The organism is Stutzerimonas stutzeri (assembly GCF_013522825.1).
In the GTDB taxonomy this organism is placed as follows: Bacteria; Pseudomonadota; Gammaproteobacteria; order Pseudomonadales; family Pseudomonadaceae; genus Stutzerimonas; species Stutzerimonas stutzeri_AK.
Window position 1 is genome coordinate 50,061 of the sequence record NZ_JAAMQZ010000011.1, and the last position, 13,999, is coordinate 64,059.

15 protein-coding genes are annotated in these 13,999 nt (G+C 64.7%); 14 read left to right on the forward strand and 1 reads right to left on the reverse strand.

The window, feature by feature from the left end:
- The first annotated feature begins 9 nt into the window (after positions 1-9).
- From G7020_RS09035 to G7020_RS09055, 5 genes are read left to right on the forward strand one after another with little or no spacing between them, the layout of a single operon-like run.
- Positions 10-738: a TIGR03759 family integrating conjugative element protein gene (locus G7020_RS09035; protein ID WP_015879483.1), complete on the forward strand. Its 729-nt coding sequence runs from the start codon at positions 10-12 to the stop codon at positions 736-738.
- Complete coding sequence (locus G7020_RS09040) at positions 720-1,310, forward strand: transglycosylase SLT domain-containing protein (protein ID WP_015879484.1); 591 nt, start codon at positions 720-722, stop codon at positions 1,308-1,310. Before G7020_RS09035 ends, G7020_RS09040 begins: the two co-directional genes overlap by 19 nt.
- Positions 1,307-1,852 (forward strand): integrating conjugative element protein, encoded by a 546-nt coding sequence (locus G7020_RS09045; RefSeq protein WP_015879485.1) that lies wholly within the window; start codon positions 1,307-1,309, stop codon positions 1,850-1,852. Before G7020_RS09040 ends, G7020_RS09045 begins: the two co-directional genes overlap by 4 nt.
- Positions 1,853-1,856: 4 nt before the next feature.
- Positions 1,857-4,046, forward strand: a complete 2,190-nt coding sequence (gene traD / locus G7020_RS09050) for a type IV conjugative transfer system coupling protein TraD (protein WP_181083854.1) — start codon at positions 1,857-1,859, stop codon at positions 4,044-4,046.
- Positions 4,043-4,792 (forward strand): TIGR03747 family integrating conjugative element membrane protein, encoded by a 750-nt coding sequence (locus tag G7020_RS09055; RefSeq protein WP_015879487.1) that lies wholly within the window; start codon positions 4,043-4,045, stop codon positions 4,790-4,792. Before traD ends, G7020_RS09055 begins: the two co-directional genes overlap by 4 nt.
- Here G7020_RS09055 and G7020_RS09060 read toward each other — a convergent pair whose 3' ends face one another.
- Positions 4,793-6,163 (reverse strand): HEPN domain-containing protein, encoded by a 1,371-nt coding sequence (locus G7020_RS09060; protein ID WP_015879488.1) that lies wholly within the window; start codon positions 6,161-6,163, stop codon positions 4,793-4,795.
- A gap of 163 nt (positions 6,164-6,326) precedes the next feature.
- On the opposite strand from G7020_RS09060, the gene G7020_RS09065 reads away from it, so the two are divergent.
- Genes G7020_RS09065 through G7020_RS09105 form a run of 9 tightly spaced genes read left to right on the forward strand, consistent with a single transcriptional unit; the run spans position 6,327 to position 13,988 of the window.
- Positions 6,327-6,704, forward strand: coding sequence for an RAQPRD family integrative conjugative element protein (locus G7020_RS09065; protein WP_015879489.1), 378 nt, complete (start codon positions 6,327-6,329; stop codon positions 6,702-6,704).
- On the forward strand, positions 6,701-6,934 hold the full coding sequence (locus G7020_RS09070) for a TIGR03758 family integrating conjugative element protein (protein WP_003296490.1): 234 nt from the start codon (positions 6,701-6,703) through the stop codon (positions 6,932-6,934). Before G7020_RS09065 ends, G7020_RS09070 begins: the two co-directional genes overlap by 4 nt.
- A 16-nt stretch (positions 6,935-6,950) precedes the next feature.
- Positions 6,951-7,313: a TIGR03745 family integrating conjugative element membrane protein gene (locus G7020_RS09075; RefSeq protein ID WP_015879490.1), complete on the forward strand. Its 363-nt coding sequence runs from the start codon at positions 6,951-6,953 to the stop codon at positions 7,311-7,313.
- 10 nt (positions 7,314-7,323) lie between these two features.
- The gene (locus G7020_RS09080; RefSeq protein WP_015879491.1) at positions 7,324-7,722 is read left to right on the forward strand and encodes a TIGR03750 family conjugal transfer protein; all 399 of its coding nucleotides are present in this window, start codon (positions 7,324-7,326) and stop codon (positions 7,720-7,722) included.
- Positions 7,719-8,399: a PFL_4703 family integrating conjugative element protein gene (locus tag G7020_RS09085; protein ID WP_015879492.1), complete on the forward strand. Its 681-nt coding sequence runs from the start codon at positions 7,719-7,721 to the stop codon at positions 8,397-8,399. The genes G7020_RS09080 and G7020_RS09085 overlap by 4 nt, the downstream gene beginning before the upstream one ends.
- Entirely contained in the window at positions 8,396-9,298 is a 903-nt protein-coding gene (locus tag G7020_RS09090; protein ID WP_003296493.1) for a TIGR03749 family integrating conjugative element protein, read from the forward strand. The genes G7020_RS09085 and G7020_RS09090 overlap by 4 nt, the downstream gene beginning before the upstream one ends.
- Positions 9,288-10,697 (forward strand): TIGR03752 family integrating conjugative element protein, encoded by a 1,410-nt coding sequence (locus G7020_RS09095; protein ID WP_015879493.1) that lies wholly within the window; start codon positions 9,288-9,290, stop codon positions 10,695-10,697. The genes G7020_RS09090 and G7020_RS09095 overlap by 11 nt, the downstream gene beginning before the upstream one ends.
- On the forward strand, positions 10,678-11,112 hold the full coding sequence (locus tag G7020_RS09100) for a TIGR03751 family conjugal transfer lipoprotein (RefSeq protein WP_015879494.1): 435 nt from the start codon (positions 10,678-10,680) through the stop codon (positions 11,110-11,112). Before G7020_RS09095 ends, G7020_RS09100 begins: the two co-directional genes overlap by 20 nt.
- Complete coding sequence (locus G7020_RS09105; RefSeq protein ID WP_181083856.1) at positions 11,112-13,988, forward strand: conjugative transfer ATPase; 2,877 nt, start codon at positions 11,112-11,114, stop codon at positions 13,986-13,988. Before G7020_RS09100 ends, G7020_RS09105 begins: the two co-directional genes overlap by 1 nt.
- The last annotated feature ends 11 nt before the right edge of the window (positions 13,989-13,999 follow it).

Consider the following 13,999-nt stretch of genomic DNA (forward strand, 5'->3'; position numbering starts at 1 on the left):
GGAGGCGCCATGCAACGTCGCGCACTTTCCATGCTGTTCCTGTTGGCCGCGCTGAACGCACCGGCCTTCGCGCAGCAGCCCGCCACCCAGAGCACACCCGCACAGTCTTCCCGTGTCACGCCGAGCCAGATCGATCAGGCACGCGATGAACGCCTGGCGCGGGACTGGGGGCTGCGCGGCGACGAATGGGGACGCTACCGCGAACTGATGGAAGGGCCGCTGGGCATCCATTCACCCAACCTCGACCCGCTGACCGCACTCGGCATCGAAGCCCGCTCCGACGAGGAGCGACGGCGCTATGCCGAACTGCAAGTGCAGGTCGAAGCGCGCCGCGTGGAAAAGTTGCTGGCGTATCAACGAGCCTACGACGAAGCCTGGCAACGCCTGCATCCCGACGCCCAGCGGGTGAATCTGCCCGATGCGCTGCCGGGCGGCAGTGCGATGACCGGCAGCGGTCGTACCGCCGTGTTCGTCCGGGACGGCTGCGCGCCGTGTGCCCAGGTCGTGCAGCGTCTGCAGACGGCGAACGCCGAGTTCGACCTGTACATGGTCGGCAGCCGCCAGGACGACGCGCGCATCCGCGAGTGGGCCCAGCGCGCGCAGATCGATCCGGCGCGCGTGCGCAGCGGCTCGATCACGCTCAACCACGACGGTGGCCGCTGGCTGGCGCTGGGTTTGCCCGGTGAACTGCCCGCGGTGGTGCGTCAGGTGAACGGCCAATGGCAGCGCCAGCCCTGATGCCGACGTGGCCGCTGCGCGTGCTGCTGGCCGCCGCGCTGGCGACCGGGCCAGTCCAGGCCCAGGAAATTCCGCCGCCCGCCTACCAGTTGGCGGCCCAGCGCGCCGGCATTCCTTCGACGGTGCTCTATGCCGTGGCGCTGCAGGAAAGCGGCGTGCGCCGGGACGATCGCATCGTGCCGTGGCCCTGGTCGCTCAATGTCGCCGGCCAGTCGCGCCGCTACGCCACGCGCGCGCAGGCTTGTGCGGGCGTGCGCCAGGCGCTGCGCGAGGTGCCCCCCACGCGCATCGACGTGGGCTTGGGCCAGATCAACCTCGGCTACCAGCAGCACCGCTACCGCCAGCCCTGCGATCTGCTCGACCCCTACGACAACCTGCGCATCGCCGCCGACATCCTGAAAGAGCAGCACACCCCCGGCGAAGACTGGCTGCTGGCGGTCGGGCGTTACCACCGACCGGCTGGCGGCGCGCCCGCGGCGCGTTACCGGCGCAGCGTTTCACAATACCTCCAGCGCGTGCTCGGCCCGCAACAGACCGCCGCACACGCGCCCCGCCAGGAGAACAGCCGATGACCTCATCCATCCGGGCCACGCACGGCCTTCTTGTCGTAATGCTCGCCACCGTGCCGATGAGCGCGGTGCGTGCCACGCCGCCCCTGATCGTGGTGGAAGACCGGGGCGGCGCTTCCGCGCTGCCGTACTACGAAGCGCTCGACCTGCAGCCGCGCGCCACGAGTCAGCCACTCCCCTCCATCGTCATTCCCGAGGCACCGACCGCCGCTGTCGATGAGACGGCCATGCTGCCGGTGCGCAGTGCCAGGCTCACGCCGGGAACGGTTGCCCGCCGCGTCATCGAGGCCCCCGGACTGCAACCATTCTTCCTGGTCGGTGACGATGCGACCTCTCAAGCCTGGTTGCGTCAGCACGCCGACACGCTGCGCCAACGCAACGCCTGGGGCCTGGTGGTCAATGTCGAGACGGCCCAGGCGCTGGCGCAACTGCGTGCAATCGCGCCCGGCCTGAATCTGTCGCCGATGTCCGCCGACGATCTGGCCGAACGCCTGGGCCTGCGGCATTACCCGGTGCTGGTCACGGCCACCGGCATCGAGCAATGACGCCATGTCGCAGACGCAGCCCGTCGAAGTTCTGCTGCGCCCCACGGTGGAGCTGTACACCGTGGCGGTCTGCGCCGGCGCCGCGTTTCTGTGCTTGGTGGCACCGTGGTCGCTCGCGCTGAGCCCGGCCATGGGTATCGGCAGTGCGCTGGCGTTCGCCACCTTCGGTGCGATCCGCTGGCGCGACGCGCAGGTGATTCTGCGTTATCGCCGCAACATCCGCAGGTTGCCGCGCTACGTCATGACAAGCCGCGACGTGCCGGTCAGCCAGCAGCGGTTATTCATCGGCAAAGGCTTTCGCTGGGAACAGAAGCACACGCACAGGCTGATGCAGACGTACCGGCCCGAGTTCAGGCGCTACGTTGAACCGACACCGGCCTACCAGTTGGCGCGGCGCCTGGAGGAACGGTTGGAGTTCGCGCCGTTTCCACTTTCGCGCCTGTCGAGCCTCACCAGCTGGGACATGCCGCTCAACCCCGTGCGCCCCTTGCCGCCAGTAGGCGGCCTGCCGCGCCTGCACGGCATCGAACCCGAGGAAGTCGACGTCAGCCTGCCGCTGGGCGAACGCGTCGGACACTCTCTGGTGCTGGGCACGACACGCGTGGGCAAGACGCGGCTCGCCGAGCTGTTCGTGACCCAGGACATCCGGCGGCAAAACGCTGCGGGCGAGCATGAAGTCGTCATCGTCATCGACCCCAAGGGTGATGCCGATCTCCTGAAGCGGGTGTACGTCGAGGCCAAGCGCGCCGGCCGCGAGAACGAGCTGTATATCTTTCATCTCGGCTGGCCCGATATCAGCGCGCGCTATAACGCCGTGGGACGGTTCGGCCGCATCAGCGAGGTCGCAACGCGCATCGCCGGCCAGCTTTCTGGCGAAGGCAACAGCGCGGCCTTTCGCGAATTTGCCTGGAGATTCGTCAATGTCATTGCCAGGGCGCTGATCGAGCTGGGGCAACGTCCGGACTATCTGTTGATCCAGCGTCATGTGATCAACATCGATGCGCTGTTCATCGAGTACGCCGCGCATTTCTTCGCCCGCACCGAGCCGAAGGCCTGGGAAGTCATCGTCCAGATCGAGGCCAAGCTCAACGAGAAGAACATCCCCAGGAACATGATCGGACGCGAGAAGCGTGTCGTGGCCCTGGAGCAGTACCTCAGCCAGGCGCGCAACTACGATCCGGTGCTCGACGGCCTGCGCTCGGCGGTCCGGTACGACAAGACGTATTTCGACAAGATCGTCGCCTCGCTGCTGCCTCTGTTGGAAAAGCTCACCAGCGGCAAGGTCGCCCAGTTGCTGGCCCCGAACTACTCGGACCTCGGTGATCCCCGTCCTATTTTCGATTGGATGCAGGTGATCCGGAAGCGCGCCATTGTCTATGTCGGCCTGGATGCGCTTTCTGATGCCGAAGTCGCTGCGGCGGTCGGCAATTCGATGTTCAGTGACTTGGTTTCCGTCGCAGGCCACATTTATAAACACGGTATCGACGATGGTCTGCCGTGGGCCTCCGCGAACACCAAGGTGCCGATCAATGTTCACGCGGATGAATTCAATGAGTTGATGGGCGACGAGTTCATTCCGATGATCAACAAGGGGGGCGGCGCCGGGCTCCAGATCACCGCTTACACGCAGACCCTGAGCGACATCGAGGCGCGCATCGGCAATAGGGCCAAAGCCGGTCAGGTCGTCGGGAATTTCAACAATGTGTTCATGTTGAGGGTGCGCGAAACCGCCACCGCCGAACTGCTGACCAGGCAGTTGCCGAAGGTGGAGGTCTACACCACGACCATCGTCAGCGGTGCGACCGATAGTTCGGAGATCCGCGGTTCAACCGATTTCACCAGCAACACGCAAGACCGCATCAGCATGTCCAGCGTGCCGATGATCGAGCCCTCTCATGTCGTAGCGTTGCCGAAGGGTCAATGCTTCGCCCTGATGCAGGGCGGACAGCTGTGGAAGGTCAGGATGCCGCTGCCGGCGGCCGACCCTGATGAGGCCATGCCGGAGGATCTGCAGCAGCTCGCGGGGTACATGCGCCAGCACTACACCGAGGCTGCGCACTGGTGGGAGAACCTGGGGTCGCCGATGCTGCAGGATGGCCCCTTGCCCGACGACTTGCTCGACGAAGCGCCCATTGCGAGCGACCCTCCCGCGAACGTCACGGGCGACACGGGCCTGGATGAGCACACGCCATGAGCGACCCGGCATCCACTGCGCAGCGGCAGCAACAGCGCCGGCAGGGCCTGATCGCCACTGCGATCTCCTTGCCGCTGCGCCTGTTCGGGGTACTGATCGCCTCGCTGATGCTGTCGATCCTGATCGAGTGCGTGGGCATGCACCTGTTCTGGAAGGACCAGGGCTGGCGCCATGCGCAATCGATGCTGCAGTACGAGCTGGGGCATCTGTCGAATCACTTCACGCGCAGCGCCATCGTGCAGGAGCCAGGGCGCACCGCGCACCGCCTGGTGGAGACGGGTTACGAGTGGGTGTTCGTCAAGACCGGGCTGCTCGACAAGATGAACGATACCGCAGAACGCGCCCGCGCGCCGGGCCAAGGACAATCCCGTGATTTCCGCTACTTCATCAGCCAAGTCTATGTCTGGGCCGAGCGCTATCTGATTGCCGCCGCTTTCATCACCTTGACCTTTATGGTGCGCCTGCTGGTTCTGGTATTGACACTGCCGCTGGTGCTCACGGCAGTGTTCGTCGGTCTGGTCGATGGACTGGTGCGCCGCGACGTGCGCAAGTTCGGCGCCGGCCGGGAATCGGGCTTCGTCTACCATCGCGCGAAAGCCTCGCTACTGCCACTGGCGATACTGCCCTGGGTGATCTACTTGGCGATGCCGGTCTCGGTGCATCCACTGCTGATTCTGTTACCCAGCGCCGCCTTACTGGGACTGGCTGTATCTCTGACTGCGGGGAGCTTCAAAAAGTACCTGTAGCTATATTGTTCTGAACGCCTTGTCTTCATCTGAACCACCATAGTGCTGTAACCGCACTGCGCACTCAATCAACACGATCCGTGCGAGGTAGGTGGCATACTGGCGCTCTGCGGCGAATGATTCCAGCCTGTCGTAGTGTGTGCCATGCAGTATCTGCGATCGACCGTGGTCATAGATGTCCTTGACCAACTGCTTCAGTGTGCGAGGACGGTTGCCCCGTACTACCTGAGTTTCGCTACTCGTACCAGTTAAATGGATGACCATTTCACGGATACCATCGTTCTTGCCACCGCAGCACAGTACATCTAGGCAGGTTCCGAGCTTCGCCAGCGCTATGGCATCACTTGATTCACGATTGCCTTCGCCGAACCAATCCAGCGCAGTAGCCCATCGATTGGCAAGCTTGGGATGCGGGTGACTCGATGGATCAAGCAACCCATCAAGGATCGCCGCGAATGCCGGAATAATAGACGTCATGTCATCCAACGCTTGCCTTACTCGCTCGGGAGGTTGCGAAGTAATACGCTTCCCAAGCGAGCTTCCGGGCAACCACAGAAATCCTTTGGTTTCGACCAGGCGATCGCTACCGGCAGGCGGTAGACGCTCGTCTTGAAGCGCCTGTTGCAAGAAGCACTCGGGGGCCCCAAAGCCAAGAGAGATAGCGTCAAGCGCTGTCTTGGCAACCAACCTCGCCAACTTGCGTGAGAATTCACGCTCATAGCCACGGACTGTTACCTTGACCAAGGCCGGACATCCGACGATCGCACTGTAGACGGCGTTGGCCAGCCCTTCGATGGAGGAGCCATCATTGGGATTCTGCAAGGCATCCTTGAGAATTTCCTTCCAGCGGTGGTTCGCCTCTGGTTGGTTCAGATAGTGATCCTTTCCGTACTGAGGGAAGTCGACCGAATCTATCCAGTCGGATCTATTCAAGAATGTCACCGGGCCGAGGGAGAAAGGAGAAACCCTCTCCATGCCCAGGGTCCAGGCAGGAAAATAGTGCGTGTGCTCGTTGGCGATGCTTGCGAGTCGTTCCTCAATGAGTAACTTCAGTTTTGGAAGAAGCCCGCCCTGATCGCATTCATCAAATCCTAAGAGCTCACCCGCAGCATGCAAGTCGGCAACGGTCTGACGGACTACCTTTTGATAGGCCTCAGACTCAATCTTCACTGACTTCTGGGGCCGATTCTGATGGAGGGTGCTGGAGAATTGCCCAAGTGCCTCTCTTGCCTTCCTTGTGAAGAACCGCTGCATACCATTCTCGGCAGTGACGAAATCAGGAATTCCAGGTTCTTCGGACCATGGCGTGGCCCCCTTGTGTATTTGATCTAACTCATCTACGAGAGCTTTCAGCTCGGCCTTTAACCCCATACATTTTCCCTTGATCTAATGCTGATCGCAGGATATCGCAAGCTGGCACCAACGGTATTGGCATCCATCAATCCGGTCAGTTCGCAGTACCCATTGTTTGCGGTCTTGAAGCGCCTGCCTCGCCACGATCGAGCCATTGCTGATCGAACCGAGGAATGGCGCGATGGTGTTTTCGTTTCCACGCCACGCCGCGCATCGCGGCGTGGCCGCCCTGCTGCTGATGGCGCTGACGGCGAGCCCGCCGCTGGCGGCCCATGCCGGCACGCCAGCCCAACGCCAGGAGCTGGCTGCGGCCCTGCGCCAGCTCGACGCGCTGGAACGCTTCGTCGCACAGAGTGCGGCGAATACCCCGATCACAGCGGGCGAGCGCTACCACTTCGACTACCCACGTCTACTCGATGACCTCGCGCGCGTGCGCGCCGGCATCCAGTTCCACCTCGCGCCGTCTCGCGCCCAGCCACGCGACCCCGCCGTACTGAGCGGCGATTACCGCAACGAGTCCGCCCCCGACGTTTTCTCGGCACCGGAGGCCCAGCCATGACCTCCGCGCAGATCAGCGCCTTCCAGGCCAACAGCAGCATCGCACCCGCCGCGATGGCGACGGTGATCGTCGGCCTCGTGTTCGCGGTGCTGCTGCTGTGGGGGGCCTGGGCCATTCGCACCGCCTACGTCGGCTGGGCGGAAAACCAGCTCAACCAGCGTCAGTTCCTCGGCGTCGTCGTGCGTTTTCTCGCGATGTACCTGGTGCTGACTTTTTTCCTCCTCTCCTAACCACAAGGGTCAGACCATGAAAACCGCTCATTTCCCCCGCATCTGTCTCGCCCGGCGCGCCGCGCTGGCACTGAGCCTCACCACGCTGCCCGCGCTGTCGTTCGCACAGGGCCTGCCGCAACTGGAGAATCCGTCGCGCGGCACCGGCGGCGGGATCATGGAGACCATTCGCAACTACGGCTACGACATCGTGCTCCTGGTCGCACTGCTGGTCGTGGCGTCGATGTTCATTGGCGTGTGCTACCACGCCTACGGCACCTACGCGGAAATCCACACGGGCAGGAAGACCTGGGGCCAGTTCGGACTCACGGTAGCCATCGGCGCGGTGCTGTTGGTCATCGGTATCTGGCTGCTCACCGAAGCGACCGGGATTCTCTGAGGCCGCGCCCATGTCCGAGCATCAGCACATCCGTGCGGACGGCACCGTGATGTTCCTTCCGCACCGGCTCAACCGGCATCCCGTGGTGGTGCGCGGCCTGACGGCGGACGAGCTGTGGATCTGCTGCGGCCTGTCCGGCGCAGCCGGATTGCTGGTCGGCGCGCCCCTGTCCTGGCTGTTCTCGACCATCGCGATCGCGCCCACCTTCATCGTGCTGGGTATCGCCTTCGGCGTGTTCATCGGCGGAGGCATCCTGCGCCGTCAGAAACGCGGCAGACCCGACACCTGGTTGTACCGCCAACTGCAATGGCGCATCGCGACCCGCTATCCGTTGATGGCCGGCTGGATCGGCGGGCATGCACTGATCACGCGTTCGGGCCGCTGGTCGAACCGGAGGGTAGCGCGATGAGCCGCTTCCGGAACGAAGTCGCGCACCTGCAAGCGCACATCAAAACCCTGCGCCTGGGCGCTGTTGCGCTGCTGCTGATCGCGCTGGTGATGGGCGGCGGCTGGTGGAGCGCGCCCCGCGACCTGACCATTCACGTTCCGCCCGATCTGCGCTCGGGCAGCACCCGGCCCTGGTGGGACGTGCCGCCGGAGAGCGTCTATTCATTCACTTTTTATGTGTGGCAGCAACTGCACCGCTGGCCCACGAATGGCGAAGAGGACTACGCGCGCAACCTGCATGCGCTATCGCCGTACTTCACCCCCGCCTGCCGCGCCTTTCTGCAGGCCGACTATGACTACCGCCGTTCTACGGGAGAGCTGCGCCAGCGGGTGCGTGGCGTGTATGAGATCCCCGGGCGCGGCTACGGCGACAACCCGACCGCGCGCGTGCGCACGGTCTCCGATCGCAACTGGGTGGTGACGCTCGATCTCAGCGCGGACGAGTACCACGGGCCGGAGCAGGTCAAGCGCGCGCTGGTGCGCTACCCGCTCAAAGTCGCGCGGTCGGACGTTGATCCCGCGCGCAACCCCTTCGGCCTGGTTCTCGACTGCTACGACGGTGCGCCGCAGCGCATCGCTACGCCCGAACCGGAGCCACCTGCTCGCGGCGGCCTGGGCCAGCAAGGAGACTCCCCATGAAGACCCGCCTTCTCGTCTGGCTGGGCATGCTGGCCTGCGCGCTCGTGCCCATGGCCCATGCCGTGGAAATCCTGCGCTGGGAGCGCCTGCCTCTGGCCGTGCCGCTGCAGGTCGGAGAGGAACGCATCGTGTTCGTGGATCGCAATGTACGCGTCGGCGTTCCGGCCAGCGTCGGCGACCGGCTGCGCGTGCAGAGTGCCGGCGGCGCGGTCTATCTGCGCGCCAGCGAACCGATCGAGCCCACGCGACTGCAATTGCAGGATGCTGACAGCGGCGCGCTGATCCTGCTGGACATCGCTGCCGAGCCGGCCAAGGACGGCGAGCCGCCGTTGGAGCCAGTGCGCATCGTCGAGGGCAACGCCACGCCGCAGCGCTACGGCCAGGCACAGGAATCCGGCACCGCTGCACCATCCCCAGATCAAGCCCGTCCGCCCCGGCGCGAAACCCCGGTGGCAGTGGTGCTGACCCGCTATGCGGCCCAGAACCTGTACGCCCCGCTGCGCACCGTGGAGCCCGTGCCCGGCGTCATGCGCGTGAATCTGCGCCGCGACCTGCCGCTCGATACCTTGCTGCCGACCCTGCCTGTACGCGCCGAGGCGCTGGCGGCATGGCGGCTGGAGGATCAGTGGGTGACCGCCGTGCGGCTGACCCATACCGGCGGCGGCTGGATCGATCTCGATCCGCGCGCGCTGCAAGGGGACTTTCTCACCGCCACCTTCCAGCATCCGACGCTCGGTCCGCGCGGCACGCCGGAGGACACCACGGTGCTGTATCTGGTCACGCGCGGTCGCGGCCTGCCGCAGTCGCTGCTGCCGGCCATCCACCGCTTCGACCCGGCCGCACTGTTGCCCCAGGTCGCTCCTGGTCACGACCTCAAGGAGTCCGGCGATGCGCAGTAACGGCTTGCTCAAATGGCTAGTGCTTCCGGTCGCCTTGCTGGTGCTGTTCTTTGGCATCCGCCTGTTCTCCGGCGGCGGCGACCAGCCCCCCACCAGCGTCGATGCCGAACCGCAGCTCACCGCCGAAGAAATGCAGGCGCTCGGCATCGAGGGCGATACGCCCCGCGATACGGTCGCCACCCTGGTGGCGCAGGTGCGGCAGTTGCGCACCGAATTGCAGACGGCTACGGCGGACAACCGCACCCAGCGCGAGGAAAACCAACGCCTGCGCCAGCGCGAAAGCGCGATCGACCAGCGTATCGGCACGGCGCTGGAAGCCGAGCGCACCGCATTGCGTCGCGACCAGGAGCAACTGGCCGGCGAGCGCCGGCAGACCGAAGGTCTGTTGCAGGATCTGCAGCGCCGGTTGGAGAACATCGGTGGCGGCGGTCATGCCGATCTGCCGGTCGGATTGGGTTTGCGCGAAGGTGACGGCGATGGTTTCGCTGGCGAAGGCGGTATCCGCTGGGTGGAGCCGGATGACGCCAGGCAGACCGACGGACGCGGCGGCGCGGGTACAAGCCTGAGCTTCCCGACCAGCTTCGGACCGGCACAGAAAACGCTGGAGGCCACCGTCGGGCATGTTGCCGATGCCGGTGCCAGGGCTGCCGGCGTCAAGACGGCCCAGGCGGTCTACACCGTACCGACGAACTCCACCCTGATGGGATCGGTCGCGATGACCGCATTGATCGGCCGTGTCCCGGTCGATGGCACCGTCAACGACCCGTTCCCGTTCAAAGTCCTCGTCGGGCCGGACAATTTGACCGCCAACGGCATCGACATCCCGGATGTGGCTGGCGCGGTGTTCAGTGGCACTGCCAGCGGCGACTGGACCTTGTCCTGCGTCAGGGGGCAGGTACGTAGCATCACGTTCGTGTTCCATGACGGGACTGTGCGCACGATTCCCGAAGACAGCGAGCGCAGCAGCCAGCAGAACAACCAGCAGGATGGCCTGGGCTGGATCAGCGATCCGTATGGGATTCCTTGTGTCAGTGGCGAACGCCGCAGTAATGCGCAGCAGTATCTCGGTACCCAGGCCTTGATCACCGCCGCGGGCGCGGGCGTCGCTTCGCTGATCGACTCCGACAGCGGCCAGATGTCCTATGTCGGTGCCGATGGCTCGATCGGCACGGTCGGCATCAGCACCAACGAGGCGGTCGGACGCATCCTCGCCGGCGGCGTGCAGGACATGTCGCAGTGGGTGAACCGGCTCTACGGCCAAGCCTTCGCGGCGGTCTATGTCCAGCCCGGCGCACAGGTCGCCGTTCATCTCGAAAAACCCCTTGAGATTGACTACGACCCCGAAGGCCGCCGCGTCGACCATCGCGCAGGAGAAGCTCATGCACTCGAACTGGATTAAACCGCTGCTGCTGGCGGCGGCCGTGGCGGCGCTGGCCGGCTGCGCCACCAGCAAGGAAGAATTGATGCCGCATGGCGGCCGCACGATGCAGGACATCTGGCACCAGGCGGCCGGCGACGGCGGCAGCGGTCAGGTGGCTCGCCGCCAACTGCTGGACGCGCGCCAGAGCCTGCGCCGGCCGCTGACGGATGCGGATGTACAGGCCGCGCCCGCCGAGCAGATGCGCTACACGCGTACGGCCGCGAACGAAATCCATCACCAGTTCCCGAGGCTGCTGAATCCAGACCTGGTGATGTATGTGTATCCGCATCTGGCCGGCACCGATCCCGTGCCGGTGCCAGGCTATTCGACTGTTTTCCCCTTGTATCAGCGCGTCCAGTACGCGATGCCGGGCGAACGCACGGAGGCGTACTGATGGCCTGGTCGTTGCCCTGGCGCCGGCGGGCACCTAACGATGCGGCGCAGATCGATGACCGGCAGGATGGCTGGACGCGCCATGTACGCGCGCTGCGCGAGGCCGGCATTCCCGAACCCGGCGAGGCGGTCGCGCCCAGCCGCCCGGCCACGGTGGCCGATGAGCAGGCACTGTACGATGCGGCACCGTCATTCGTCGCGCTGCTGCCGTGGGTTGAGTACCTGCCGGATTCGCAGTGCATGCTGCTTGAGGATGGCGTCTCGGTTGCCGCCTTTTTCGAGCTGACGCCGCTGGGCACTGAAGGTCGCGAGGCCGCCTGGCTGGCACGGGCACGCGATGCGTTGGAAAACGCCTTGCAGGACAGCTTCGACGAGCTCGATGCGAATCCATGGGTGCTCCAGCTCTACGCCCAGGACGAGGCCAACTTTGACCAGTACCTGGACACGCTGCGCGGCTACGTTCAGCCGCGTGCCGAGGGTAGCCGCTTCACGGAGTTCTACCTGACCTCGTTCGCCCACCATCTCCGCGCCGTTGCCAAATCCGGCGGGCTGTTCGAGGACACGGCTGTCACACGCCTGCCGTGGCGCGGTCAGAGCCGGCGCGTGCGGATGGTGGTCTATCGCCGCGCTGCGGGCCAGACCGGCCGCCGCGGCCAGACACCCGAGCAGGCGCTGAACGTCGTGTGCGACCGCCTGATTGGCGGCCTGTCCAACGCGGGTATCCAGACGCGCCGGCTGGATGCGCCGCAGATCCATGACTGGCTGCTGCGTTGGTTCAATCCCCGGCCCACCATGCTCGGGCCGACGGCGCAGGATCGCGAACGCTTCTACCGGCTGGCGGCCTATCCGGAGGCACCGGAATCTGATGAGATCGAACTCGCCAGCGGCAAGGATTTCTCGCAGAGGTTGTTCTTCGGCCAGCCGCGCTCCGACGCCGAGCTGGGGTTGTGGTACTTCGATAGCCTGCCGCACCGGGTCATGGTCACCGACCGCCTGCGCATGCCGCCGGCCACCGGCCATCTCACCGGCGAAACGCGTAAGGGCGACGCGATCAACACGCTGTTCGACCAGCTGCCCGAAGGCACCGTGATGTGCCTGACGCTGGTTGCGACGCCGCAGGACATCCTGGAAGCGCACCTCAACCAACTGGCGAAGAAGTCAGTCGGAGAAACCCTGGCGTCCGAGCAGGCGCTCCAGGACGTGCAGGAGGCGCGTTCGCTGATCGGCAGCTCTCACAAGCTGTATCGCGGCTCGCTGGCGTTCTACCTCTCCGGCGACGACGAAGACGAACTGGACCGGCGCGGCCTGCAGCTCGCCAACGTGATGCTCAACGCCGGGCTGCAGCCAGTCCGCGAAGAAGACGAAGTCGCGCCGCTCAACAGCTATCTGCGCTGGCTGCCTTGCGTCTACAACCCCGGCGCGGACCGCAAGCAGTGGTACACGCAACTGATGTTCGCTCAGCATGCCGCCAATCTGTCGCCGGCATGGGGACGCAGCCAGGGTACGGGCAGGCCCGGCATCACGCTGTTCAATCGCGGTGGCGGAGTACTGACGTTCGACCCGTTCAGCAGATTGGATCGGCAAATGAATGCCCATTTGTTTTTGTTTGGGCCAACGGGTTCGGGCAAGTCGGCCACGCTTAACAACATCCTCAACCAGGTCGCCGCGATCTACCGCCCGCGCATGTTCATCGTGGAGGCCGGTAATTCCTTTGGCTTGCTGGCTGATTTCGCCGCACGGCTGGGCCTGTCGGTGAACCGGGTCAAGCTCGCGCCCGGTTCGGGCGTGAGCCTCGCGCCGTTCGCCGATGCCCGCCGGTTGATCGAATCCCCCAGTGATGTGCAGACGCTGGACGCCGATGCGCTGGATGAGGAACAGCCTGTCGACCCGGCCGCCGTCGATACGGACGAGCAGCGCGATGTGCTCGGCGAGCTTGAGATCACCGCACGCTTGATGATCACGGGCGGCGAAGATAAAGAGGAATCCCGCATGACGCGGGCCGACCGCTCCTTGATCCGCCAGTGCATCCTGAACGCCGCCCGCCACTGCGTCGCGCAAGACCGGGATGTGCTCACGCGCGACGTGCGCGACGCCCTACGCGAGCGCGGCCGCGATTCGACCCTGCCCGAAACCCGTCGCACGCGGTTGTTGGAGATGGCTGACGCTATGGACATCTTCACGCAAGGCTCAGACGGCGAAATGTTCGACCGCCCCGGCACGCCCTGGCCAGAAGCCGACATCACGGTCGTCGATCTCGCCACCTATGCCAGGGAGGGCTACAACGCCCAGCTCTCGATCGCCTACATCTCCCTGATCAATACCGTCAACAACATTGCGGAACGCGACCAGTTTCTCGGTCGGCCAATCCTCAACGTGACCGATGAAGGCCACATCATCACGCGCAATCCCTTGTTGTCTCCGTACGTGGTGAAGATCACCAAGATGTGGAGAAAATTGGGCGCCTGGTATTGGTTGGCAACGCAGAACATCGACGATCTGCCCAGGGCGGCGGAGCCGATGCTCAATATGATCGAGTGGTGGTTGTGCTTGTCGATGCCACCGGACGAAGTCGAAAAAATTGCCAGGTTCCGCGAGTTGTCGCCAGCGCAGAAGGCACTGATGCTCTCGGCCAGGAAGGAATCCGGGAAGTTCAGCGAGGGCGTCATTCTCTCCAAGAGCATGGAGGTGCTGTTCAGGGCCGTACCACCGAGCTTGTATCTCGCACTGGCCCAGACCGAACCCGAAGAGAAAGCCGAACGATACCGGCTCATGCAACAGTTCGGCATCAACGAGCTGGAAGCCGCGCTCAAGGTATCCGAGAACATCGACCGCGCGCGCGGCATCGAGCCGTTGCCATACGCCGATCTGCTCTCCTGACGGCCGGAGCA

Bases quoted from the DNA above. Each gene is read 5' to 3' on its own strand.
- G7020_RS09075 (WP_015879490.1), top strand. From the start codon at position 6,951: ATGAAAACCGCTCATTTCCCCCGCATCTGTCTCGCCCGGCGCGCCGCG.
- G7020_RS09105 (WP_181083856.1), top strand. From the start codon at position 11,112: ATGGCCTGGTCGTTGCCCTGGCGCCGGCGGGCACCTAACGATGCGGCG.
- G7020_RS09045 (WP_015879485.1), top strand. From the start codon at position 1,307: ATGACCTCATCCATCCGGGCCACGCACGGCCTTCTTGTCGTAATGCTC.
- G7020_RS09100 (WP_015879494.1), top strand. From the start codon at position 10,678: ATGCACTCGAACTGGATTAAACCGCTGCTGCTGGCGGCGGCCGTGGCG.
- G7020_RS09090 (WP_003296493.1), top strand. From the start codon at position 8,396: ATGAAGACCCGCCTTCTCGTCTGGCTGGGCATGCTGGCCTGCGCGCTC.
- G7020_RS09085 (WP_015879492.1), top strand. From the start codon at position 7,719: ATGAGCCGCTTCCGGAACGAAGTCGCGCACCTGCAAGCGCACATCAAA.
- G7020_RS09035 (WP_015879483.1), top strand. From the start codon at position 10: ATGCAACGTCGCGCACTTTCCATGCTGTTCCTGTTGGCCGCGCTGAAC.
- G7020_RS09040 (WP_015879484.1), top strand. From the start codon at position 720: ATGGCAGCGCCAGCCCTGATGCCGACGTGGCCGCTGCGCGTGCTGCTG.
- G7020_RS09080 (WP_015879491.1), top strand. From the start codon at position 7,324: ATGTCCGAGCATCAGCACATCCGTGCGGACGGCACCGTGATGTTCCTT.
- G7020_RS09065 (WP_015879489.1), top strand. From the start codon at position 6,327: ATGGTGTTTTCGTTTCCACGCCACGCCGCGCATCGCGGCGTGGCCGCC.
- G7020_RS09055 (WP_015879487.1), top strand. From the start codon at position 4,043: ATGAGCGACCCGGCATCCACTGCGCAGCGGCAGCAACAGCGCCGGCAG.
- G7020_RS09060 (WP_015879488.1), bottom strand. From the start codon at position 6,163: ATGGGGTTAAAGGCCGAGCTGAAAGCTCTCGTAGATGAGTTAGATCAA.
- G7020_RS09070 (WP_003296490.1), top strand. From the start codon at position 6,701: ATGACCTCCGCGCAGATCAGCGCCTTCCAGGCCAACAGCAGCATCGCA.
- traD (WP_181083854.1), top strand. From the start codon at position 1,857: ATGTCGCAGACGCAGCCCGTCGAAGTTCTGCTGCGCCCCACGGTGGAG.
- G7020_RS09095 (WP_015879493.1), top strand. From the start codon at position 9,288: ATGCGCAGTAACGGCTTGCTCAAATGGCTAGTGCTTCCGGTCGCCTTG.